The following is a 21,939-nucleotide window of genomic DNA, read 5'->3' as shown; positions in this document are numbered from 1 at the left end:
GGGCTTGCCCGCGATTGCAGTGTGTCAGGCGCCACATGAGCTGATTGACCCATCGCTATCGCGGGCAAGCCCGCTCCCACACTTGTATCTCCACAGGGCTCAAGTGAATCGCCACAAAAAAGCCCCGACTCGCGAGAGCCGGGGCTTTTTGTTGGTGCGCTACAACGGCTTAGCCGTTGAACACATCATCCACGCTTTGCAGCGGGTAGTTCTTCGGATACGGCAGGGTAGCCACACCGGTCTCGATGGCGGCTTTGGCCACGGCATCGGAGATCAGGGTGATCAGGCGCTTATCCATTGGTTTCGGGATGATGTACTCGCGACCGAATTCCAGCTTGGCGCCACCGTAGGCATCGCACACGTCCTGAGGCACCGGCAGTTTGGCCAGTTCACGCAGGGCGTTGGCAGCAGCCACTTTCATCTCTTCGTTGATGCGCTTGGCGCGAACGTCGAGGGCGCCACGGAAGATGAACGGGAAGCCCAGAACGTTGTTGACCTGGTTCGGGTAGTCCGAACGGCCAGTGGCCATGATCACGTCGTTGCGAGTGGCATGCGCCAGTTCCGGCGAGATCTCCGGGTCCGGGTTGGAGCAGGCGAACACGATCGGGTTGGCCGCCATGGACTTCAAGCCTTCGGCGCTCAGCAGGTTCGGGCCGGACAGGCCGACGAACACGTCTGCACCGTCGAGCGCGTCAGCCAGGGTGCGCTTGGACGAAGGATGGGCAAACATCGCCTTGTACTGGTTCAGGTCGGTACGCTCGGACTGGATCACGCCCTTGCTGTCAACCATGTAGATGTTTTCCAGCTTGGCACCCATGCTCACGATCAACTTCATGCACGAGATGGCCGCAGCGCCGGCACCCAGGCAGACGATCTTGGCATCAGCCAGGGTTTTGCCAGCGATTTCCAGGGCGTTGATCATGCCGGCTGCGGTAACGATCGCGGTGCCGTGCTGGTCATCGTGGAATACCGGAATGTCGCACTGTTCGATCAGGGCCTTTTCAATCTCGAAGCACTCAGGTGCCTTGATGTCTTCCAGGTTGATGCCACCAAAGGTGATGGAAATGCGCTTGACCGTGTCGATGAACGCCTGCGGGCTTTCGGAGTCGACTTCGATGTCGAAAACGTCGATGCCGGCGAAGCGCTTGAACAGCACGCCCTTACCTTCCATGACTGGCTTGGACGCCAATGGGCCAAGGTTGCCCAGGCCGAGAATCGCGGTGCCATCGGAAATCACTGCAACCAGGTTGCCTTTGCCGGTGTACTTGTACGCCAGTTCAGGGTCGCGGGCGATTTCACGTACGGGCTCGGCAACACCAGGGCTGTAGGCCAACGACAGGTCGCGGGCGGTGGCAGTGGCTTTGGTGAGCTCTACACTCAGCTTTCCTGGACGAGGATGGGCATGGTATTCGAGAGCGGCAGTTTTCAAATCAGACATATCGGCATTCCGCTTTTACTGTTGGTCGACGGACCGCCGAGGATACGCGTGTCGCAAAGTCCCTACAAGACTGGGCAGTCACAGGTGTCAAGGCCCCAAAGTGCCGTACTTTGGTCTAAGGCCACGGGATACAAGGGCTCAAGTGTTCACAATCGCTTAAAAAAATGTCTACAATTTTTTATTAATAAATCGATTTGAGCATACCGGGATCGGTCACTGGCAGCAGCCAACGTGCCTGGCCGTTTTTCAGGGCGCCCCGCTTGGCGCGGTCCTGCACCCAGCCGCGCGCCTCGATTGTCTTGCCTTGCAGACCACTTAGCCATGCGGTGTCGAATTGTCGGATGAGGTCGGGTGCAATGCGTAATACCAGTGAACCCTGCAATTCGATCCAGATTCCACCACGATTGCGTTCGATCTTGCGCACGTTACCGCTGACAAGCACGAAGCCGGATTGCTTGAGCTGCGCCACCTGTTGCACTGGCGACTGGCGCCAAAGACCCAGTCGCGCCTTGCGGGCAGTGTTTTCGGCCGCCTGCTGGCAAGTGACAAGATCGACATTGGGCGCGACACCCACTTGAAACGCCAGGCCCTCGGCCAGCAACTGCGCTTCCAGATTCTCGCCATCGGCACCGTAGAAATGAGCCAGCGTACGGCCGTAGTGGTCTTTGCCCTCGCGCCCAGGCACCAGGCCGAGGCGACTGTCGCTGGCGTCAACCAATGCCTGCAAGCGCTGACGGGCAGCGACGGCGAAGGGCTCGTCGGAACGGCCTCGCTTGCCGGTCTCCGGCGCATTGAGGCCAATCATCCGTACGCTGCGACCATCCTTGAGGCGCACCGTGTCGCCATCCACCACGCGCTGCACCTCCACCTGGGCAAGGCCTGGCGGCGCGGGGCAGAACACGTTCGCCTGGGCGGCTGATTGCCAAAACCCAGGCACAAAAAAGGCGCCCACAAGGGACGCCTTTTTCAACAGCTGGCAAAAGCCCATAAGGCCTTTGAGCCTTACTCTGCTGGAGTAGCAGGCTTCTTGCCGAAAGCACCAAAGCGATCAGCGAAGCGCTGTACACGGCCGCCGGTGTCCAGAGTTTTCTGCTTACCGGTGTAGAACGGGTGGCACTCGTTGCATACGTCAGTACCCAGTGGCTTGCACAGGTTCGAACGCGTTTCGAACTTGTTGCCGCAGCTGCAGGTTACTTCGATGGTTTCGTACGCTGGATGGATATCGGCTTTCATGGCACTTCCTCGGGCTAGCGTGCCGCCACTCGACACTATTGTCGAATACCGCACGTAATTAGGCCGCGGATTCTACCAGACCTTTTTAATCGCGCAAGCGGCGCATCTGGCTGAATCCCCGCCTTTCATCAGAAAGTGCGGCATACCCAAGCCTGCGCCTGTCTGCTAGGCTCCCGCCCCTGCGCCACCGCCTGCCTTTATATGAGACACCCGCGTGCCCGACGCCATTTTGCGCCTAGCCCTGCCCTCGCCCCTGCGCCGCCTGTTCGATTACCGGGCTCCGTCTGGCGTGCTGCGAGCGCAGTTGCAGCCGGGCATGCGCGTACGTGTACCCTTTGGCCGGCGGGAAATGATCGGCATCCTGGTGGAAGTCGCCGACCATAGCGAAGTGCCTGCGGAAAAGCTCAAGCCCGCGCTGGCTATGCTGGACGCCACCCCACCGCTGCCACCTGCGCTGTTCAAGCTGTGCCTGTGGACGGCCCAGTATTACCAGCACAGCCTGGGCGACACTTTAAGCTGGGCATTGCCGGTACTGTTGCGCCAAGGCGAACTGGCCGAAGCACGCCAGGAACGCTTCTGGTCGACGGTGCCCGGCGCGCGCCTCGACGACCCGCGTATCGCCCGCGCCCCGCGCCAGCGTGAAGCCTTGGCGACACTGGCACAGCATCCCCACGGCGTGGCTCATCAACTGTTAAGCAAGCTGATGCTGAGCAAGGACAGCCTCGACCTGCTGCTGGCTAAAGGCTTGGTGCAGGTGGAGATCCGCAAGCACACCCCCAACGCCCGCCACGAACACTGGCTGGCCCAGCCGGAATTGCCGCTGAACCCAGAGCAACGCGCTGCGTATGAAGCCATTCGTGCAGGCTTCGACAGTTTCCACGCCTTCCTGTTGGCCGGGGTCACCGGCAGCGGCAAGACCGAAGTCTATTTGCAGTTGATCCGCGAAACCCTGCAAGCCGGTAAACAGGCACTGGTGTTGATTCCCGAGATCAACCTGGGCCCGCAAACCCTGGCGCGCTTCGAACAGCGTTTCAACGCACGTATCGCCCTGGTGCACTCGGCGGTTAACGACCGTGAGCGACTGGAGTCGTGGCTGGCCGCGCGAGATGGCGAAGCCGACATTATTATCGGTACCCGTTCGGCGCTGTTCACCCCGATGAAAAACCCCGGGCTGATCATCATCGACGAGGAGCACGACGGCTCCTATAAACAGCAGGAAGGCCTGCGCTACCATGCCCGCGACCTGGCGCTGGTGCGCGCACGCCAGGAAGACATCCCGATTGTGCTGGGCTCGGCCACGCCGTCCCTGGAAAGCCTGCACAACGCCTACACCGGCCGTTACGGCCTGCTACGCCTGAACGAGCGCGCGGGCGGCGCCAAGCAGCCACGTTTCCTGCGCCTCGACGTTAAAAGTCGCCCATTGGACAGCGGTATTTCCGGGCCCATGCAACAAGCCATCGGCCAGACCCTCGCCGCCGGCCAGCAGGTATTGGTGTTTCTCAATCGCCGGGGCTTTGCGCCGACCCTGCTGTGCCACGACTGCGGCTGGATGTCCGAGTGCGAGCGCTGCGATGCGCGCATGACCGTGCACCAGCGCCACGGCGAATTACGCTGCCATCACTGCGGCCATGTGGAGCGGGTGCCACGCCACTGCCCGCAATGCGGCAAAGTCGACCTGCGACCGGTAGGCGCGGGCACCGAACGTGCGGAAGAGCGCCTGGGCATTCTGTTCCCCGATTACCCGGTGCTGCGCGTCGACCGTGACAGCACCTCGCGCAAAGACGCAATGAGCCAACTGTTCGCGACCATCCAGAAGGGCCAACCGTGCATCTTGATCGGCACGCAGATGCTTGCCAAAGGGCACCATTTTCCACGGGTGACCCTGGTGTCGATCCTGGACGCCGACGGCGGGCTGTTCTCCGGGGATTTCCGCGCCAGCGAACGCATGGCGCAATTGATCGTGCAGGTCGCTGGCCGCGCGGGGCGCGCCGAAGAGCCAGGCCGAGTGATTATCCAGACGCACCTGGCCGAACATCCGCTGCTGATCCAACTGACTGAACAAGGTTACTTTGCATTCGCCGAACAGGCGCTGAGCGAACGCCGCGCCGCCGGCCTGCCGCCTTTTTCCCATTTAGCGTTGTTACGCGCCGAAGCCCACAAACCAGGGCAGGCCGAGAGCTTTCTGGATGAAGCGTGCAGCGCCGCCGAACGTTTGCTCGGCGAGCTGGGTCTGAGCGGCATCGAACTGCTCGGCCCAGTGCCTGCGCCCATGGAACGCCGCGCCGGGCGTTATCGTGCTCAGCTACTCTTGCAAGCAACCTCCCGTGCGCCCCTGCATCGGCTATTAAGTAGCTGGTTGCTTGCCTTGGAGCAAATGCCCAGCGGCCGACAAGTGCGATGGTCGTTGGATGTGGACCCGGTGGATTTGTACTGACCGTTAAATTGCCATCGCAGGCAAGCCAGCTCCCATAATTTGAAATGTGAACAGCCTTAAATGTGGGAGCGGGCTTGCCCGCGATGAGGCCCGCAGGTCCGCCAACCCGTCTGAATGGTTGGCAAGCCCGCCCTCGCCACGGATAATGCCCAGTTTTTCCACCTGCGCATCGCGCGCCGCCGCTTGCGGTCGAAAGAGAACACCATGAAAGACACCATTCGCCAGCTGATCCAACAAGCCCTCACCCAACTCGTCAACGAAGGTGTGTTGCCTGAAGGCCTGACGCCGGCGATCCAGGTGGAAAACACCCGCGACAAGACCCACGGCGACTTCGCCAGCAACATTGCGATGATGCTGTCCAAGCCTGCCGGCATGAAACCACGCGACCTGGCTGAAAAAATCATTGCCGCGCTGCCTGCCGATGAAAGCGTCACCAAGGCCGAAATCGCCGGCCCTGGCTTCATCAACTTCTTCCAGAACACCCAGGCCTTGGCCAATCGCCTCGACGCGGCCTTGGTCGATGCCCATGTGGGCGCGCGCAAAGCCGGCCCGGCCCAGCGCACCGTGGTCGACCTGTCGGCCCCCAACCTGGCCAAAGAGATGCACGTCGGCCACTTGCGCTCGACCATCATCGGCGACGGCGTAGCACGGGTCCTGGAGTTCCTCGGTGACGAAGTCATCCGTCAGAACCACGTCGGCGACTGGGGCACCCAGTTCGGCATGCTGATGGCCTACCTGCAGGAAAACCCGATCACCAGCGACGAATTGTCAGACCTGGAAAATTTCTATCGCGCGGCCAAGAAGCGCTTTGATGAATCAGAAGAGTTCGCCGACCGCGCCCGGGGCTTGGTAGTAAAGCTGCAGGCCGGCGATGCCGAATGCCTGGCGTTGTGGACCAAGTTCAAGGACATCTCACTGTCCCACTGCCAGAAGATCTACGAACTGCTCAACGTCAAGTTGACCATGGCCGATGTGATGGGCGAAAGCGCCTACAACGACGACTTGATCAATGTGGTCAACGACTTGAAGGCTGCTGGCATGCTGGTCGAGAGCAACGGCGCCCAGTGCGTGTTCCTCGACGAATTCAAGAACGCCGACGGCGAGCCGCTGCCGGTGATCATCGTCAAGGCCGATGGCGGCTACCTCTACGCCACTACTGACCTGGCGGCTGTACGCTACCGCAGCGGCACGCTCAAGGCTGACCGCGCGCTGTACTTCGTCGACCAGCGCCAGGCCCTGCACTTCCAGCAAGTGTTCGCCGTAGCGCGCAAAGCCGGTTTCGTCACCCACCCGATGCACATGGAACACATGGGCTTTGGCACCATGAACGGCGCCGATGGCCGCCCGTTCAAGACCCGCGATGGCGGCACGGTAAAGCTGATCGACCTGCTGACCGAAGCCCAGGAGCGCGCCTACACCCTGGTGAAGGAAAAGAACCCGGAGCTCGCCGAAGCCGACCTGCGCAACATCGCCCGCGTGGTGGGCATTGGCGCGGTCAAATACGCCGACCTGTCCAAGCACCGTACCAGCGACTACAGCTTCAACTTCGACCTGATGCTCAATTTCGAAGGCAACACCGCGCCTTACCTGCTGTACGCCTACACCCGTGTGGCCGGTGTGTTCCGCAAGTTGGGCAAGGACTTCAGCGAAGTTGACGGCCAGATCGTGCTGGACGCTCCGCACGAGCAAGAACTGGCCGCCAAGCTCGCGCAATTCGGCGAAGTGCTGAACAGCGTCGGCGAGAAAGGCACCCCGCACATTCTGTGCACCTACCTGTACGAAGTCGCGGGCCTGTTCTCCAGCTTCTACGAGAACTGCCCGATCCTGACCGCCGACGACGAAGCCCAGAAGCAAAGCCGCCTGCGCCTCGCCGCACTGGCTGGACGGACCCTCAAGCAAGGCCTGGAACTGTTAGGCCTGGAAACTCTGGAGCGTATGTAAGTTGGCTGCCAAGAAAAAACCTGCACCCAAGCGCGGCGCCAGCCGTTACCAGGCCCCGGCAAAGAAGCCTATTCCAGGCTGGCTGTGGATGGCCATCGGCCTCACCGTTGGCGCGTTTATCGTGTTCCTGATGAAACTGGACCCAGGCCAGGGCGACGACGTCAAACGGGTCAAACAGGAGCAGCAGAAAGCCACCAAAATGGCCGAAGCCAATAAGACCGCACCAAGCCCGACAGCACCGGTGAAGCCAAAGTACGACTTCTACACACTGCTGCCGGAATCGGAAGTGATCGTGCCGCCTGACGCCGTACCGGAGAAAACCCTGCCGACGCCGCAAGTGCCGACCACGCCGGTCACCCCGGCAGAAGCGGCGAAAATCGACACCGCGCGCGCCCAGGCCGCATTGGCCGGGATCACCCCGCCGCCAGCACCACCGGTCGCCGAGACCAAGGCAGCGCCGGTGACCAAGTTCTTCCTGCAAGCGGGCTCGTTCCCGAAACAGGCGGATGCGGATCGCGTGCGTGCGCAGATCATTCTGCTGGGCCAGGCGGTGACGGTAGAGTCGGGTACGGTGAAGGATGCGACCTGGTACCGCGTGCTGGTGGGGCCATTCAGCAACCGTGAACAGCTGACCGTCGCGCAGAAACAATTGGCCGGCGCGGGCTTTAGCAACCTGTTGTTACAACAACGCCAAAGCCGCTAGCTCGCAGCCAACACAGTAAAAATGTGGGAGCTGGCTTGCCTGCGATGGCGGTGTAACAGTCAATATTTTCAGTGACTGACACACCGCCATCGCAGGCAAGCCAGCTCCCACATTTGATTTTCAGCGGTCGCAGGACCGAGTCCGACACATAAACACCACTCGTCCGCCCTCCCGTCCTACAGTTGAAATCCCCCTCGCCACCCCCATATCAGTTTCCATCAGGGCATTTTCGCCCCGCTGCGTGGAGACTCTCCCCTTGACCACCATCGTTTCAGTACGTCGCCACGGCAAAGTCGTCATGGGCGGCGACGGCCAGGTTTCCCTTGGCAATACCGTGATGAAAGGCAACGCCAAGAAAGTGCGTCGCCTGTACCACGGCCAGGTTCTCGCGGGCTTTGCCGGCGCTACCGCCGACGCCTTCACCCTCTTCGAGCGCTTCGAAGGCCAGCTGGAAAAACACCAGGGCCACCTCGTACGCGCCGCCGTCGAGCTCGCCAAAGAATGGCGCACCGACCGCACGCTCAGCCGCCTGGAAGCCATGTTGGCCGTCGCCAACAAAGATGCCTCCCTGATCATCACCGGTAACGGCGATGTGGTTGAGCCTGAACATGGCCTGATCGCCATGGGTTCCGGCGGTGGCTACGCCCAAGCGGCAGCCAGCGCACTGTTGAAGAAAACCGACCTGTCGGCCCGCGAAATCGTCGAGACGGCCTTGGGCATTGCCGGCGATATCTGCGTGTTCACCAACCACAATCAGACCATTGAGGAGCAGGACCTCGCCGAATAAGCCTTAGGCTTATTCTCGCTTGAGGCCGCCAAACACTATGTCCATGACTCCCCGCGAAATCGTCCATGAACTCAACCGCCATATCATCGGCCAGGACGATGCCAAGCGCGCCGTTGCCATCGCGCTGCGTAACCGCTGGCGCCGTATGCAACTGCCCGAAGAGCTGCGTGTTGAAGTAACGCCGAAAAACATCCTGATGATCGGCCCTACCGGCGTCGGTAAAACCGAAATCGCCCGTCGCTTGGCCAAACTGGCCAATGCACCGTTCATCAAGGTCGAAGCCACCAAGTTCACCGAAGTGGGCTACGTGGGCCGCGACGTCGAGTCGATCATTCGTGACTTGGCCGATGCCGCGCTGAAGCTGCTGCGCGAACAGGAAATGACCAAGGTCAGCCACCGCGCCGAAGACGCCGCAGAAGAACGCATCCTTGATGCCCTGCTGCCACCGGCACGCATGGGTTTCAACGAAGACGCCGCACCGGCCTCGGATTCCAACACCCGCCAGCTGTTCCGCAAGCGCCTGCGTGAAGGCCAGTTGGACGACAAGGAAATCGAGATCGAAGTCGCCGAAGTCTCCGGTGTCGACATCTCCGCCCCGCCTGGCATGGAAGAAATGACCAGCCAGTTGCAGAACCTGTTCGCCAACATGGGCAAGGGCAAGAAGAAAAGCCGCAAGCTCAAGGTGAAGGAAGCGCTGAAACTGGTGCGCGACGAAGAAGCCGGGCGCCTGGTGAATGAGGAAGAACTCAAGGCCAAGGCCCTGGAGGCAGTCGAGCAGCACGGCATCGTGTTTATCGACGAGATCGACAAGGTCGCCAAGCGCGGTAACTCGGGCGGCGTGGATGTGTCCCGTGAAGGCGTGCAGCGCGACCTGTTGCCGCTGATCGAAGGCTGCACCGTGAACACCAAGCTGGGCATGGTCAAGACCGACCATATCCTGTTTATCGCCTCCGGCGCCTTCCACCTGAGCAAACCAAGCGATCTGGTGCCGGAGCTGCAAGGCCGCCTGCCGATTCGCGTCGAGCTCAAGGCGCTGACCCCGGGCGACTTCGAGCGCATCCTCAGCGAACCGCATGCCTCTCTCACCGAGCAATACCGTGAGCTGCTGAAAACCGAAGGCTTGGGCATCGAGTTCCAAACCGATGGCATCAAGCGCCTGGCGGAGATCGCCTGGCAGGTCAACGAGAAGACCGAGAACATCGGTGCGCGTCGCCTGCATACCCTGCTTGAGCGTTTGCTGGAGGAAGTGTCCTTCAGCGCAGGCGACTTGGCCGGTGCGCAAAATGGCGAAGTGATCAAGATTGATGCGGATTACGTCAACAGCCATCTGGGCGAATTGGCGCAGAACGAAGATCTGTCTCGTTATATCCTGTAAGCCTCACGCAGAACCGCTTTGCTTTAATGTGGGAGCGGGCTTGCTCGCGAATGCGGTGAATCAGTCACATATGTACTGACTGACACTGCGCATTCGCGAGCAAGCCCGCTCCCACATTTTTGAGCCGGTTCCTTCAGGATCATCTTCCATGTCCAAATTTCCTACAGCTGTAAACCTGCACAAAACCTCCAATACCCTCGGCCTCACCTACGGCCCCGACGAGGTTTACCAACTCCCCGCCGAACTGCTGCGCACCCACTCGCCTTCCGCCGAGGTCCAGGGCCACGGCAAACCCATCCTGCAATTCGGCAAGCTCAACGTTCGGTTAGTCAAAATAGAACCCGCCGGTCAGTACGCACTGAAATTGACCTTTGACGACGGGCATGACAGCGGACTGTTCACCTGGGACTACCTCTACCAGCTGGCCGTGCGTCAGGATGCGCTGTGGGCCGACTACCTTGCCGAACTTAAAGCGGCCGGCAAAACCCGCGATCCGAATCAGTCGGTCGTGCGGCTGATGCTCTAGCCCAGGCGTCTTGCTCTTTAGAGGGCATTTTCTAATTTCATCTGCTTGAATGCCCTGTCGCGTGACCAACGATTGGTCCGCTTGCGAAAAAAATTAAACTCGGGTAACCAATGGAGCTGGCAAGTTCCCTGCATTTGACGATGCGGTATCAACGGTCACCCGAGTCGCAGTACCTGGCTTGTGTTGTGTATCGAAACTGGGTGCACAGCGGCAGTAACGGGTACTCGTCTTTCGGACAATGGAGCGTCGTAGATGAGTAACAAGAATAACGATGACTTGAAACGCCAGGCCTCGGAAAACACCCTGGGGCTGAACCCGATCATCGCGTTACGTAAAAAGGATTTACTCGCCTCGGCGAAGATGGTGCTGACCCAAGCCATCAAGCAACCGTTGCACAGCGTCAAACACGTCGCGCATTTTGGCGTGGAATTGAAGAATGTGATGTTCGGCAAATCGCAGCTGGTACCCGAAAGCGACGACCGTCGTTTCCATGACCCTGCCTGGAGCCAGAACCCGCTCTACAAACGTTATTTGCAGACCTACCTGGCGTGGCGCAAGGAGCTGCACGACTGGATCGGCGACAGCAACCTGTCGGAACAGGACATCAGTCGCGGCCACTTCGTGATCAACCTGATGACCGAAGCCATGGCCCCGACTAACAGCGCGGCCAACCCGGCGGCGGTCAAACGCTTTTTTGAAACCGGCGGCAAAAGCCTGCTCGACGGCCTGTCACACTTGGCCAAGGACATGGTGCACAACGGCGGCATGCCGAGCCAGGTCAACATGGGCGCCTTTGAAGTGGGCAAGAGCCTGGGCACCACCGAAGGTGCCGTAGTGTTTCGCAACGACGTGCTGGAGTTGATCCAGTACAAGCCGATCACCGAACAGGTGCACGAGCGCCCGCTGTTGGTGGTGCCGCCGCAGATCAACAAATTCTATGTGTTCGACTTGAGCCCGGATAAGAGCCTGGCGCGCTTTTGCCTGCGCAATGGCCAGCAGACGTTTATCGTCAGCTGGCGCAACCCGACCAAGGCCCAGCGTGAATGGGGCCTGTCGACCTATATCGAAGCGCTCAAGGAAGCGGTCGATGTGGTCACCGCGATCACCGGCAGCAAAGACATCAACATGCTCGGCGCCTGCTCCGGTGGCATTACCTGCACCGCGCTGCTGGGCCACTACGCGGCGCTGGGCGAGAAGAAGGTCAACGCCCTGACCCTGCTGGTGAGCGTGCTGGACACCACGCTGGACACCCAGGTGGCGCTGTTTGTCGACGAACAGACCCTGGAAGCGGCCAAGCGCCATTCCTATCAGGCCGGCGTGCTGGAAGGTCGCGACATGGCCAAGGTGTTCGCCTGGATGCGCCCCAACGACCTGATCTGGAACTACTGGGTCAACAATTACCTGCTCGGCAACGAGCCGCCGGTGTTCGACATCCTGTTCTGGAACAACGACACCACGCGCTTGCCTGCCGCCTTCCACGGCGACCTGATCGAACTGTTCAAAAATAATCCACTGGTCCGCGCCAACGCCCTGGAAGTGTGCGGTACGCCGATTGACCTCAAGCAGGTCACCGCCGATATCTATTCACTGGCCGGCACCAACGACCACATCACGCCGTGGCAGTCTTGCTACAAGTCGGCGCAGCTGTTTGGTGGAAAGGTTGAATTCGTGTTGTCCAGCAGCGGTCACATCCAGAGCATTCTTAATCCACCGGGCAATCCCAAGGCGCGTTACCAGACCAGTGACAGCCTCACGGCGAAACCGCTGGAATGGCAGGAGAATGCAACCAAGCACACCGATTCCTGGTGGCTGCATTGGCAGGTATGGCAGGCGGAGCGGGCGGGGAAGTTGAAGAAAGCACCGACGGCATTAGGTAATAAAACGTACGCCGCAGCCGAAGCGGCGCCCGGAACATACGTGCATGAACGCTAACCCAACCTTGTGGTTGAAATGAGATCGATGTGGGAGCTGGCTTGCCTGCGAAAGCGGTATGGGATTCACCACCGCCATCGCAGGCAAGCCAGCTCCCACAAGGTCCGCATCACCCATTAGAACTATGCACCACCTCACAGGGCTTGAGCATGCCGCAACCGTTCATCTTCCGTACCATCGACTTGGATGGCCAGGCCATCCGCACGGCGGTGCGTCCGGGCAAGCCTCACTTGACGCCTTTGCTGATCTTCAATGGCATCGGCGCCAACCTCGAGCTGGTGTTTCCGTTCGTCCAGGCGCTGGACCCGGACCTGGAAGTGATCGCCTTCGATGTGCCCGGCGTGGGCGGCTCGTCGACGCCCAACCGGCCCTACCGTTTTCCCGGCCTGGCCAAACTTACCGCGCGCATGCTCGATTACCTGGACTACGGCCAGGTCAGCGCAGTGGGTGTGTCGTGGGGTGGCGCGCTAGCGCAGCAATTCGCCTACGACTACCCGGAGCGTTGTAAAAAGCTGATCCTCGCGGCCACGGCAGCGGGTGCGGTGATGGTGCCGGGCAAGCCCAAAGTGCTGTGGCTGATGGCCAGCCCACGCCGTTACATCCAACCGTCCCACGTGGTGCGCATTGCGCCGATGATTTACGGCGGCTCGTTCCGCCGCGATTCGAAACTGGCCGCCGAACACGCGAGCAAAGTGCGCTCGGCCGGCAAGCTGGGTTACTACTGGCAGTTGTTTGCCGGGCTGGGTTGGACCAGCATCCATTGGCTGCACAAAATCCGCCAGCCCACCCTGGTGCTGGCCGGGGACGACGACCCGCTGATCCCACTGATCAACATGCGCATGCTCGCCTGGCGCATTCCCAATGCGCAGTTGCACATCATTGATGATGGCCACCTATTCCTGATCACCCGGGCCGAAGCCGTGGCACCGATCATCATGAAGTTTCTCGAAGAGGAGCGCATGCGCGCGGTGATTCATCCGCGACCGGCGGTGTAAGGACCCCATCGCCGCGCAACTTGCCAGGAACCGACTATGGTTCTGAATTGGCGTGCCTGTTGATGGCTTGACGAAGGAGTGTTGGCTCATGCGAGAAAGACCCGTGACGAACCCGGCGCCCACCCCTGCCGCGTTCATCAATGCGCAAACTGCGATCACCGGCCTGCGTGGCCGGGATTTACTGTCAACCCTGCGCAGCGTCGCCGCCCATGGCTTGCGCAACCCGGTGCATACCGCGCGCCACGCCGTGGCGCTGGGCGGGCAATTGGGCCGTGTATTGCTGGGCGAAACCGTGCATGCGCCCAATCCCAATGACAGCCGCTTCACCGACCCCACCTGGAAACTCAACCCCCTGTACCGGCGCAGCCTGCAAGCCTATTTGAGCTGGCAGAAGCAATCCCGCCATTGGATTGACGACAGCACCCTGAGCGCCGATGACCGGGCACGGGCGCATTTTGCGTTCGCCCTGTTCAACGATGCCGTCTCGCCTTCCAACACCCTGCTCAACCCGCTGGCCATCAAGGAGCTGCTCAACTCCGGTGGCAACAGTGTGGTGCGCGGCGTGAGCAACCTGTTCGAGGACCTGCTGCACAACAATGGCCTGCCACGCCAGGTGAGCAAGCACGCGTTCGAGGTCGGCAAGACAGTGGCGACCACACCCGGCTCAGTGGTGTTTCGCAATGAGCTACTGGAGCTGATCCAGTACAAGCCCATGAGCGAAAAACAATATGCCAAGCCCCTGCTGGTGGTGCCGCCGCAAATCAACAAGTACTACATTTTCGACCTGAGCCCGGCCAACAGCTTTGTGCAATACGCCCTGAAAAACGGCCTGCAGACCTTCATGATCAGTTGGCGAAACCCCGACGTGCGGCACCGCGAATGGGGCCTTTCGACCTACGTCGCCGCTGCGGAAGAAGCGCTCAACGTGTGCCGGGCGATCACCGGCGCGCGCGAGGTCAACCTGATGGGCGCCTGCGCCGGCGGCCTGACCATCGCCGCGCTGCAAGGCCACCTGCAGGCCAAGCGCCAGCTGCGGCGCATCTCCAGCGCCAGCTACCTGGTCAGCCTGCTGGACAGCCAGATCGAAAGCCCCGCCACGCTGTTCGCCGACGAACAAACCCTGGAAGCCGCCAAGCGCCGCTCTTACCAGCAAGGCGTGCTGAATGGCCGCGACATGGCCAAGGTCTTTGCCTGGATGCGCCCCAATGATCTGATCTGGAACTATTGGATCAATAACTACCTGCTGGGCAAGGAACCGCCCGCCTTCGACATCCTGTACTGGAACAACGACAACACGCGCCTGCCCGCCGCGCTGCACGGCGACCTGCTGGACTTCTTCAAGCACAACCCACTCAGCCATCCCGGCGGCTTGGAGGTATGCGGCACGCCTATCGATCTGCAAAAGGTCACGGTGGACAGTTTCAGTGTGGCCGGGATCAACGACCACATCACGCCGTGGGACGCGGTGTACCGCTCGACCCAACTGCTGGGCGGCGACCGGCGCTTCGTGCTGTCCAACAGCGGGCACATCCAGAGCATCCTCAACCCGCCGGGCAACCCAAAGGCCAATTACGTCGAAAACCCTAAGATGAGCAGCGACCCGCGCGCCTGGTACTACGACGCCAACCACGTCGAGGGTAGCTGGTGGCCGCAATGGCTGGAGTGGGTCCAGCAACGCTCAGGCGTGCAACGCGAAACCCTCACCGCCCTGGGCAACCAGAATTACCCACCGATGGAAGCAGCGCCTGGCACCTATGTTCGGGTGCGTTGAGCTCAACAATCACATTAAGAAGACTGGATGAAGACGCGCGACCGTATCCTTGAATGTGCCCTGCAGTTGTTCAACCAGAAGGGCGAACCGAACGTGTCGACCATGGAGGTGGCCAATGAAATGGGGATCAGCCCCGGCAACCTTTACTACCACTTCCATGGCAAGGAGCCGCTGGTCCTCGGGCTGTTCGAGCGCTTTCAGAATGAGCTGGCGCCGCTGCTCGACCCACCCGCCGACGCACAGCTGGAAGCCGAGGATTACTGGCTGTTCCTGCACCTGATCGTCGAGCGCATGGCCCATTACCGGTTCCTGTTCCAAGACCTGTCGAACCTGGCCGGGCGCCTGCCGAAGCTGGCCAAAGGTATTCGCAACCTGCTCACGGCGCTCAAGCGCACCCTGGCTTCGTTGCTGGCGCGGCTGAAGGCGGCGGGGCAGTTGGTGAGTGGCACTCAAGCCTTGGGGCAACTGGTGGAGCAGATCACCATGACCTTGTTGTTTTCCCTGGATTACCAACGGATTCTCGACCGTGAAGGCGAGGTGCAGGTGGTGGTGTACCAGATCATGATGTTGGTGGCGCCGCATCTGTTGTTGCCGGCGCGGCTGGCAACCGAGAAATTCGCGCTGAAATACCTGGATGACCCCGTCTGAAAATGTAGGAGCTGGCTTGCCTGCGGTAGCGCTGGATCAGTCAGCTCATGTGGGGCCTGACACCCCTCAATTGCAGGCAAGCCAGCTACCACCCATAAAAAATGCCCGACCTTTGCAGGCCGGGCATTTTTGTGTCCTGGGGAAAATCAGGACTGACTGGATGGCGTCGGGGTTGCCGGCGTTGCAGTCGGGGTCACAGCAGCAGGGGTCGGTGCGGACACTGAGTTGGCTGTGGAAGCGGTGGGTGCCGTAGCAGCAGGCTTGGCCGCAACAGCAGGCTTGGATGCTGCTGGTTTTTTCGCTACTGCTGGTTTCTTCGCGGCGGCTGGTTTGGCCGCAGGCTTGGCTGCAGCAGGTTTCGCGGCGGCGGACTTGGTTGCTGGTTTCGCTGCGGCTGGTTTGGCAGCAGGCTTTGCCGCCGCGGTTTTAGCCGCAGGTTTGGCGGCTGGTTTTGCTGCTGCCTTGGCGGCGGGCTTAGCAGCAGCTTTAGCGGCTACCGGTTTAGCGGCAGGCTTGGCGGCAGGCTTGGCAGCTGCCGTTTTTGCCGCAGGCTTGGCGGCTGGTTTAGCAACAGCTTTGGCTGGCGCCTTGGCCGCAGCTTTGGCAGCCGGTTTGGCGGCAGCTTTTACCAGGGGCTTGGCGGCCGCTTTCACGGCAGGTTTGGCCGCAGCAGTTTTAGCAGCCGGCTTGGCAGCGGGTTTAGCGGCGGCAGTTTTCGCCGGAGCTACTTTGGCACCCGTGAGCTTTTCAATTTGCTTGGTCAGGGTATCGACCTTGCTGTGCAGCGTCTTCAGTTCTGCTTTGCTAGGCACGCCCAGTCGCGAAATGGCACTGTTAAGGCGCTTGTCGAAAGTTTCTTCCAACTTGCCCCACGTGTCAGAAATGCTCGACTTGGCGGAACCGGCAGTTGCCTTGGCCGCTTCAACTTTTTTACCAACCGTGGTTTTGGTCAACTTCTCGGCCTTCTCGCCGTCCTTGACCAAAGTCTCGAAGTACTTGCCACCGTCACTGCTAACCTTCGAGTACACGCCTAAACCAGCAAGCCAGATCTTACGGGAATATTTTTCAACTTCCCCGACCCACGAGCTGCCTTCTTTCTGAGTAGTCTTTTTAACAGCCATCCCGATGTCTCCTTAGTGTTTACGCGCGACACGTTCTAGCAATGTCGTCAGCTCTTCGAGCTTAGCAGAGAGTGTCTCAACGTCATGTTTAGACGCAATGCCGATTCGATTCAAGGCACTTGCAACACGAGTATCAAAAGCTTTTTCAACTTTATCCAGCTGAACTTCTACCAGGCCTTTGACGGAGGAGACGTTACTCTTTACTTGATCAATCTGACTGTTGGCGGCCTCAAGTTGTTCAACTGCAACTTTTTTGCCTTTACTTTCAACATGTTGACCAGTTTTAACCAGCTCTTTGAAATACTCCCCGCCCTCACTTCCAACCTTGGCATAGGCACCAAGTCCTGCCAGCCAGATCTTGCGGGCGTAGGATTTAACGTCGCTCAGCGTAGTGGTCTCGACGTCGATTTTTTTCTTCAGGATAACTTTGGCCATGGTGCACCTCACGCAGAATAGGGTGGAGGAACGGCCCACAGGAGTTGAGGGCTTGGGCACAAAGTAGGGTGAAAAATTAGAATCGGCACCCTAAGAACGAGCGGATCACGCCAGCGCCTTATCCAGCGCCTTTTCAATTTCAGACTTGATGGTGCCGCTCATGGCCGACATCAACAGGCCCAGCTCCACATCAATGCGTAAAGAATCATCGGCCACTACTACCGTGCCTTTCACCCCAGAACGCTTGAGGTTCAAGGTGTCCCCGGACCATGACGGCTCGAGGCCATATTGCTCCTTGAGTTTTTGCGCCAACTTGTCGGCCTTTGCCCGTGCGCCTTCTTTACCCAGGGAATGTGCACGCTCAACGGTTATACGGGCCATTGCAATGACTCCTCTTTATAGCGACGTTGTAAACCTTCCATGCGGCAAAAGGTCTCTGTGATGACCTATCTTACCTGCAGCCTTGCCAAGACAAAGCAGGCCTTGGGGATTATCATGTCCCGCATTCTCTTTTGGTGACAGCGATATGACTGATCAGCGCAAAGGCAGCGATGCCGAACCCACCACTCACTTCGGCTTCAAGAACGTCCCGGAAAGCCAAAAAGCGGAAAAAGTCGCTGAGGTGTTCCACTCTGTAGCCGCCAAGTACGACCTGATGAACGACGTGCTGTCGGGCGGTATGCACCGCCTGTGGAAGCGCTTCACCATCGAGTTGTCGGGTGTACGCACCGGCAATCGCGTGTTGGATATCGCCGGCGGCACGGGCGACCTGGCAGCGAAGTTCTCCAAGCTCGTTGGCCCGACCGGCCAAGTGGTGTTGGCGGACATCAACGGTTCGATGCTCAAGGTCGGTCGCGACCGCCTGCTCGACAAAGGCGTGGCCGGCAATATCGAGTTCGTCCAGGCCGACGCTGAAAAGCTGCCGTTCCCCGACAACCATTTCGACTGCGTGACCATCGCGTTCGGCCTGCGCAACGTGACCCACAAGGAAGACGCGATCCGCTCGATGCTGCGCGTGCTCAAGCCGGGCGGCCGCCTGTTGGTGCTGGAATTCTCCAAGCCGACCAACGCGCTGATGTCCAAGGTCTACGACACCTACTCGTTCGCCTTCATGCCGTTGATGGGCAAGCTGATCACCAATGACGCCGAGAGCTACCGCTACCTGGCTGAATCGATCCGCATGCACCCCGACCAGGAAACCCTCAAGTCGATGATGGTAGAGGCCGGTTTCGACCGCGTGACCTACCACAACATGACCTCGGGCATCGTCGCCCTGCACCGCGGCATCAAGCCCTGATGTTGTTCGCCGGTCTGCTCGCCAGCGTCGAACACGGCCTCAACCGTGTACTGCGCCTGGACAGCACCGCGCTGGCGCGGCTTGCGCACCTCAACGGCAAAGTCATTGCCGTCGATTGCCGCAGCCCCGCCTTGCAGCTGTTTATCCTGCCCAGCGATGAAGGCCTGATGCTTGCGAGCCAATGGGCCGCCGAGGCCGATTGCACCTTGCGTGCGCCGGCATCGAGCCTGTTGCACCTGGCCCTGAGTCGCAACAAGACCGCCATCCTGCACAGTGCCGAAGTGGAGCTGGAAGGCGACAGCGCGGCGCTGATGGACCTGGCCGCCGTGTTGCAAGACCTGGAACTGGACTGGGAATACGAGCTCTCCCGCTGGATCGGCCCCGTGGCCACCCAGTTGATCAGCGGACACCTGCGCAGCAGGTCGCGTTGGTACCAGCAAGGGTTCGCCAGCCTGAACCAGAACCTCGCCGAATACCTGAGCGAAGAATCGCGCACCCTGGTCGGAGAACGGGAAGCGCAAGCGCGCTTTCGTGAACTCGACAAGGCCAAAATCGACCTGGAACGCCTTGAGGCACGCTTCGAGCGCCTGAGCCGTTCCCTTGATCCAAGCGATAACGCATGAAGCTGCTTGCCGTCCGCCGTTTGTTTCGTATCCAGCGCGTTGTAATCCGCTACCGCCTTGATGACCTGCTGTTCGCCCTGCCCCTGCCTTGGTTCCTGCTTGCCGTGCGCTATGTGCTGCCATGGCGTTGGTTCCCGCGTAAACAGCTGGAGCTCAGCCGGGGCGCACGCCTGCGCCTGGCCTTGCAGGACCTGGGGCCGATCTTTATCAAGTTCGGGCAGATCCTCTCGACCCGTCGCGACTTGTTGCCGGAAGACATCGCCGACGAGCTGATGCTGCTGCAGGACCGCGTGCCACCCTTCGACTCCCAGCAATCAATGAAGCTGATCGAAGAGCAGCTTGGCAAGAAGATCAGCGAAGTCTTCAGCCGCTTCGACGTCGAGCCACTGGCCTCGGCCTCGGTCGCGCAAGTGCACGCAGCGCAGCTCAAGACCGGCGAGGAAGTGGTGGTGAAGGTGATCCGCCCAGGCCTCAAGCCCATCATCGGGCAAGACTTGGCGTGGTTGTTCATCCTCGCCCGCGCCGCCGAGCGTTTCAGCGCCGATGCGCGACTGCTGCACCCGGTGGACGTGGTCGCAGACTACGAAAAAACCATCTACGACGAACTCGACCTGCTGCGCGAAGCGGCCAACGCCAGCCAGCTCAAGCGCAACTTCGAAGGCTCGCCGTTGCTGTACGTGCCGCAAGTGTATTGGGACTGGTGCCGGCCCAAAGTCCTGGTGATGGAGCGCATCTATGGCGTACAGGTCACCGACCTTGCGACCCTGGCCGACCAGCGCACCGATATGAAGATGCTCGCCGAGCGCGGCGTGGAAATTTTCTTCACCCAGGTGTTCCGTGACAGTTTCTTCCACGCCGACATGCACCCGGGCAACATCTTCGTCAGCACCGTCAACCCGTGGAGCCCGCAGTACATTGCGATCGACTGCGGTATCGTCGGCAGCCTGACCCCGGAGGACCAGGACTACCTGGCGCGTAACCTGTTTGCCTTCTTCAAGCGTGACTATCGCCGCGTGGCGCAGTTGCACATCGACTCAGGCTGGGTACCGGCAGAAACCAAACTCAACGAATTCGAGGCGGCGATCCGCACCGTGTGCGAGCCGATCTTTGAAAAACCGTTAAAAGATATTTCATTCGGCCAGGTGCTGATGCGCCTGTTCCAGACCGCGCGGCGCTTCAATATGGAAGTGCAGCCGCAGCTGGTGCTGTTGCAAAAAACCCTGCTGAACATCGAAGGCCTGGGCCGCCAGCTGTACCCGGACCTCGACCTATGGAACACCGCCCAACCGTTCCTGGAGCGCTGGATGCGCGAGCGGATGAGCCCGAAAACCGTGCTGGGCAACCTGCACAGCCAGATGGAACAACTGCCGCACCTGGCCAACATGACCCGCGACTTGTTGGAGCGCATGTCCCAGCCCCACGCCAAGGACCCGGCGCCGCCATGGCAGAAACGCAAGGACGACTGGTTCCTGCGCCTGCTGGGTGCAGCCCATCTGGTCGGCGGCGTAATGCTGGCGATTGGGGGGCCACTGAACCAACTGGGGCACTGGCCGGCTGGCATCATGGTCGCCGTGGGTGTTTATCTGATCGTGCGTCGATAGCCAATCCGGTTATACACTGTCGCAAATTGCCGGAGCCGAACATGAAAGACTGGCTGGACGAGATCAAGTGGGACAGTGACGGCCTGGTGCCGGCCATTGCCCAGGACTACAAGACCGGGCGCGTGCTGATGATGGCCTGGATGAACCGCGAGGCCCTGAGCCTCACTGCCGCTGAGCAGCGCGCCATCTACTGGTCACGCTCGCGTGGCAAACTGTGGCGCAAGGGCGAAGAGTCCGGGCACGTGCAAACCTTGCACGAGCTACGCCTGGACTGCGACGCCGACGTGGTGATCCTCAAGGTCGAGCAGATCGGCGGCATCGCTTGCCATACCGGCCGTCACAGCTGCTTCTATCGCGTGTTCGAGAATGGCGAATGGAAGATCGTCGAGCCGGTACTCAAAGACCCGCACGCCATCTACCCGGCAGGACACTAGACATGAGCGATACCCTGAACCGTGTGGCCCAGGTGCTGGAGGACCGCAAAGGTGCGGACGCCGACAGCTCCTACGTCGCCAGCCTGTATCACAAGGGCCTGAACAAGATTCTGGAAAAACTCGGCGAAGAATCCGTCGAGACCATTATCGCGGCCAAAGACGCGCAAATCAGCGGCGACTGCAGCGATGTGATCTACGAAACCGCCGACCTTTGGTTCCACAGCCTGGTCATGCTCGCCCAACTGGGCCAGCATCCGCAGGCTGTACTGGATGAACTGGACCGTCGCTTTGGCTTGTCCGGGCATGCCGAAAAGGCTTCGCGTCCGTCCACTTGAATAACGTTGACTGAGGATTTGCAGCATGGGCATTTTTGACTGGAAACACTGGATCGTCATTCTGGTGGTCGTGGTACTGGTGTTCGGCACCAAGAAACTCAAAAACCTCGGCACCGACGTGGGCGAGTCGATCAAGGGCTTTCGCAAAGCCATGAACGATGATGAAAAACCGGCAGACCCGGTCGCCAACCCGGTACCACCGGCCCAGCCTGTGCACCCGCAGGCCACCCAGCCGATCACCGAGCGTCGTACCTTCGACGTGCAGGCTGAGAAAGTCGAAGAGCCGACCCGCAAAGACTCGTGAGCACTG

22 protein-coding genes are annotated in these 21,939 nt (G+C 60.2%); 16 read left to right on the top strand and 6 right to left on the bottom strand.

Going from position 1 to position 21,939, the window contains the following annotated elements:
* Positions 1-169 precede the first annotated feature (169 nt).
* From HU722_RS02940 to rpmE, 3 genes are all read right to left on the bottom strand, one after another.
* Positions 170-1,438, bottom strand: a complete 1,269-nt coding sequence (locus tag HU722_RS02940; protein ID WP_049710409.1) for a malic enzyme-like NAD(P)-binding protein — start codon at positions 1,436-1,438, stop codon at positions 170-172.
* A 181-nt stretch (positions 1,439-1,619) separates the two neighbouring features.
* Positions 1,620-2,426 (bottom strand): thermonuclease family protein, encoded by an 807-nt coding sequence (locus tag HU722_RS02935; RefSeq protein ID WP_065875732.1) that lies wholly within the window; start codon positions 2,424-2,426, stop codon positions 1,620-1,622.
* A gap of 14 nt (positions 2,427-2,440) precedes the next feature.
* The gene (gene rpmE / locus HU722_RS02930) at positions 2,441-2,671 is read right to left on the bottom strand and encodes a 50S ribosomal protein L31 (protein WP_049710411.1); all 231 of its coding nucleotides are present in this window, start codon (positions 2,669-2,671) and stop codon (positions 2,441-2,443) included.
* A 214-nt stretch (positions 2,672-2,885) separates the two neighbouring features.
* On the opposite strand from rpmE, the gene HU722_RS02925 reads away from it, so the two are divergent.
* The 10 genes from HU722_RS02925 (at position 2,886) to HU722_RS02880 (ending at position 15,783) form a co-directional block, all read left to right on the top strand.
* A complete protein-coding gene (locus HU722_RS02925; protein ID WP_065875733.1) occupies positions 2,886-5,105 on the top strand; it encodes a primosomal protein N' in 2,220 nt (739 codons plus the stop codon).
* Between the two features lie 204 nt (positions 5,106-5,309).
* The gene (gene argS, locus HU722_RS02920) at positions 5,310-7,046 is read left to right on the top strand and encodes an arginine--tRNA ligase (RefSeq protein ID WP_065875908.1); all 1,737 of its coding nucleotides are present in this window, start codon (positions 5,310-5,312) and stop codon (positions 7,044-7,046) included.
* Between the two features lies 1 nt (position 7,047).
* The gene (locus tag HU722_RS02915; protein WP_049710413.1) at positions 7,048-7,749 is read left to right on the top strand and encodes an SPOR domain-containing protein; all 702 of its coding nucleotides are present in this window, start codon (positions 7,048-7,050) and stop codon (positions 7,747-7,749) included.
* A 256-nt stretch (positions 7,750-8,005) separates the two neighbouring features.
* On the top strand, positions 8,006-8,536 hold the full coding sequence (gene hslV / locus HU722_RS02910) for an ATP-dependent protease subunit HslV (protein WP_049710414.1): 531 nt from the start codon (positions 8,006-8,008) through the stop codon (positions 8,534-8,536).
* 37 nt (positions 8,537-8,573) lie between these two features.
* Complete coding sequence (gene hslU, locus HU722_RS02905) at positions 8,574-9,911, top strand: ATP-dependent protease ATPase subunit HslU (protein ID WP_065875734.1); 1,338 nt, start codon at positions 8,574-8,576, stop codon at positions 9,909-9,911.
* Between the two features lie 148 nt (positions 9,912-10,059).
* Complete coding sequence (locus HU722_RS02900) at positions 10,060-10,437, top strand: gamma-butyrobetaine hydroxylase family protein (protein WP_065875735.1); 378 nt, start codon at positions 10,060-10,062, stop codon at positions 10,435-10,437.
* Positions 10,438-10,689: 252 nt separating this feature from the next.
* Entirely contained in the window at positions 10,690-12,369 is a 1,680-nt protein-coding gene (phaC, locus tag HU722_RS02895; protein ID WP_065875736.1) for a class II poly(R)-hydroxyalkanoic acid synthase, read from the top strand.
* A gap of 149 nt (positions 12,370-12,518) precedes the next feature.
* Complete coding sequence (phaZ, locus tag HU722_RS02890) at positions 12,519-13,364, top strand: poly(3-hydroxyalkanoate) depolymerase (RefSeq protein ID WP_065875737.1); 846 nt, start codon at positions 12,519-12,521, stop codon at positions 13,362-13,364.
* Between the two features lie 88 nt (positions 13,365-13,452).
* Complete coding sequence (phaC, locus tag HU722_RS02885; protein WP_186753335.1) at positions 13,453-15,135, top strand: class II poly(R)-hydroxyalkanoic acid synthase; 1,683 nt, start codon at positions 13,453-13,455, stop codon at positions 15,133-15,135.
* Between the two features lie 27 nt (positions 15,136-15,162).
* Positions 15,163-15,783 carry a TetR/AcrR family transcriptional regulator gene (locus HU722_RS02880; protein ID WP_065875739.1) on the top strand — a complete coding sequence of 207 codons (621 nt, stop codon included), beginning with the start codon at positions 15,163-15,165 and terminating at the stop codon, positions 15,781-15,783.
* A 146-nt stretch (positions 15,784-15,929) separates the two neighbouring features.
* Here the strand turns inward: HU722_RS02880 and HU722_RS02875 are convergent, their stop codons facing one another.
* From HU722_RS02875 to HU722_RS02865, 3 genes are all read right to left on the bottom strand, one after another.
* Complete coding sequence (locus HU722_RS02875; protein WP_065875740.1) at positions 15,930-16,904, bottom strand: phasin family protein; 975 nt, start codon at positions 16,902-16,904, stop codon at positions 15,930-15,932.
* Positions 16,905-16,916: 12 nt separating this feature from the next.
* The gene (locus HU722_RS02870; RefSeq protein ID WP_065875741.1) at positions 16,917-17,339 is read right to left on the bottom strand and encodes a phasin family protein; all 423 of its coding nucleotides are present in this window, start codon (positions 17,337-17,339) and stop codon (positions 16,917-16,919) included.
* A 105-nt stretch (positions 17,340-17,444) separates the two neighbouring features.
* Positions 17,445-17,720 (bottom strand): polyhydroxyalkanoic acid system family protein, encoded by a 276-nt coding sequence (locus HU722_RS02865; RefSeq protein WP_049710422.1) that lies wholly within the window; start codon positions 17,718-17,720, stop codon positions 17,445-17,447.
* Between the two features lie 145 nt (positions 17,721-17,865).
* On the opposite strand from HU722_RS02865, the gene ubiE reads away from it, so the two are divergent.
* The 6 genes from ubiE to HU722_RS02835 are packed head-to-tail and all read left to right on the top strand — an operon-like array spanning position 17,866 to position 21,933.
* A complete protein-coding gene (gene ubiE, locus HU722_RS02860; protein ID WP_003171186.1) occupies positions 17,866-18,636 on the top strand; it encodes a bifunctional demethylmenaquinone methyltransferase/2-methoxy-6-polyprenyl-1,4-benzoquinol methylase UbiE in 771 nt (256 codons plus the stop codon).
* Positions 18,636-19,259: a ubiquinone biosynthesis accessory factor UbiJ gene (locus HU722_RS02855; protein ID WP_065875742.1), complete on the top strand. Its 624-nt coding sequence runs from the start codon at positions 18,636-18,638 to the stop codon at positions 19,257-19,259. Before ubiE ends, HU722_RS02855 begins: the two co-directional genes overlap by 1 nt.
* Positions 19,256-20,860 carry a ubiquinone biosynthesis regulatory protein kinase UbiB gene (ubiB, locus tag HU722_RS02850; RefSeq protein WP_049710424.1) on the top strand — a complete coding sequence of 535 codons (1,605 nt, stop codon included), beginning with the start codon at positions 19,256-19,258 and terminating at the stop codon, positions 20,858-20,860. Before HU722_RS02855 ends, ubiB begins: the two co-directional genes overlap by 4 nt.
* A 41-nt stretch (positions 20,861-20,901) precedes the next feature.
* Positions 20,902-21,294: a phosphoribosyl-AMP cyclohydrolase gene (gene hisI, locus HU722_RS02845; RefSeq protein ID WP_032893977.1), complete on the top strand. Its 393-nt coding sequence runs from the start codon at positions 20,902-20,904 to the stop codon at positions 21,292-21,294.
* Between the two features lie 2 nt (positions 21,295-21,296).
* Positions 21,297-21,629, top strand: coding sequence for a phosphoribosyl-ATP diphosphatase (locus HU722_RS02840; protein ID WP_049710425.1), 333 nt, complete (start codon positions 21,297-21,299; stop codon positions 21,627-21,629).
* Between the two features lie 25 nt (positions 21,630-21,654).
* Positions 21,655-21,933 (top strand): twin-arginine translocase TatA/TatE family subunit, encoded by a 279-nt coding sequence (locus tag HU722_RS02835; RefSeq protein ID WP_065875744.1) that lies wholly within the window; start codon positions 21,655-21,657, stop codon positions 21,931-21,933.
* Positions 21,934-21,939: the final 6 nt, after the last annotated feature.

Origin of the sequence: Pseudomonas tritici (assembly GCF_014268275.3) — a bacterium.
Classification (GTDB): domain Bacteria; phylum Pseudomonadota; class Gammaproteobacteria; order Pseudomonadales; family Pseudomonadaceae; genus Aquipseudomonas; species Aquipseudomonas tritici.
This window is presented reverse-complemented; position numbering and strand designations above follow the sequence as displayed.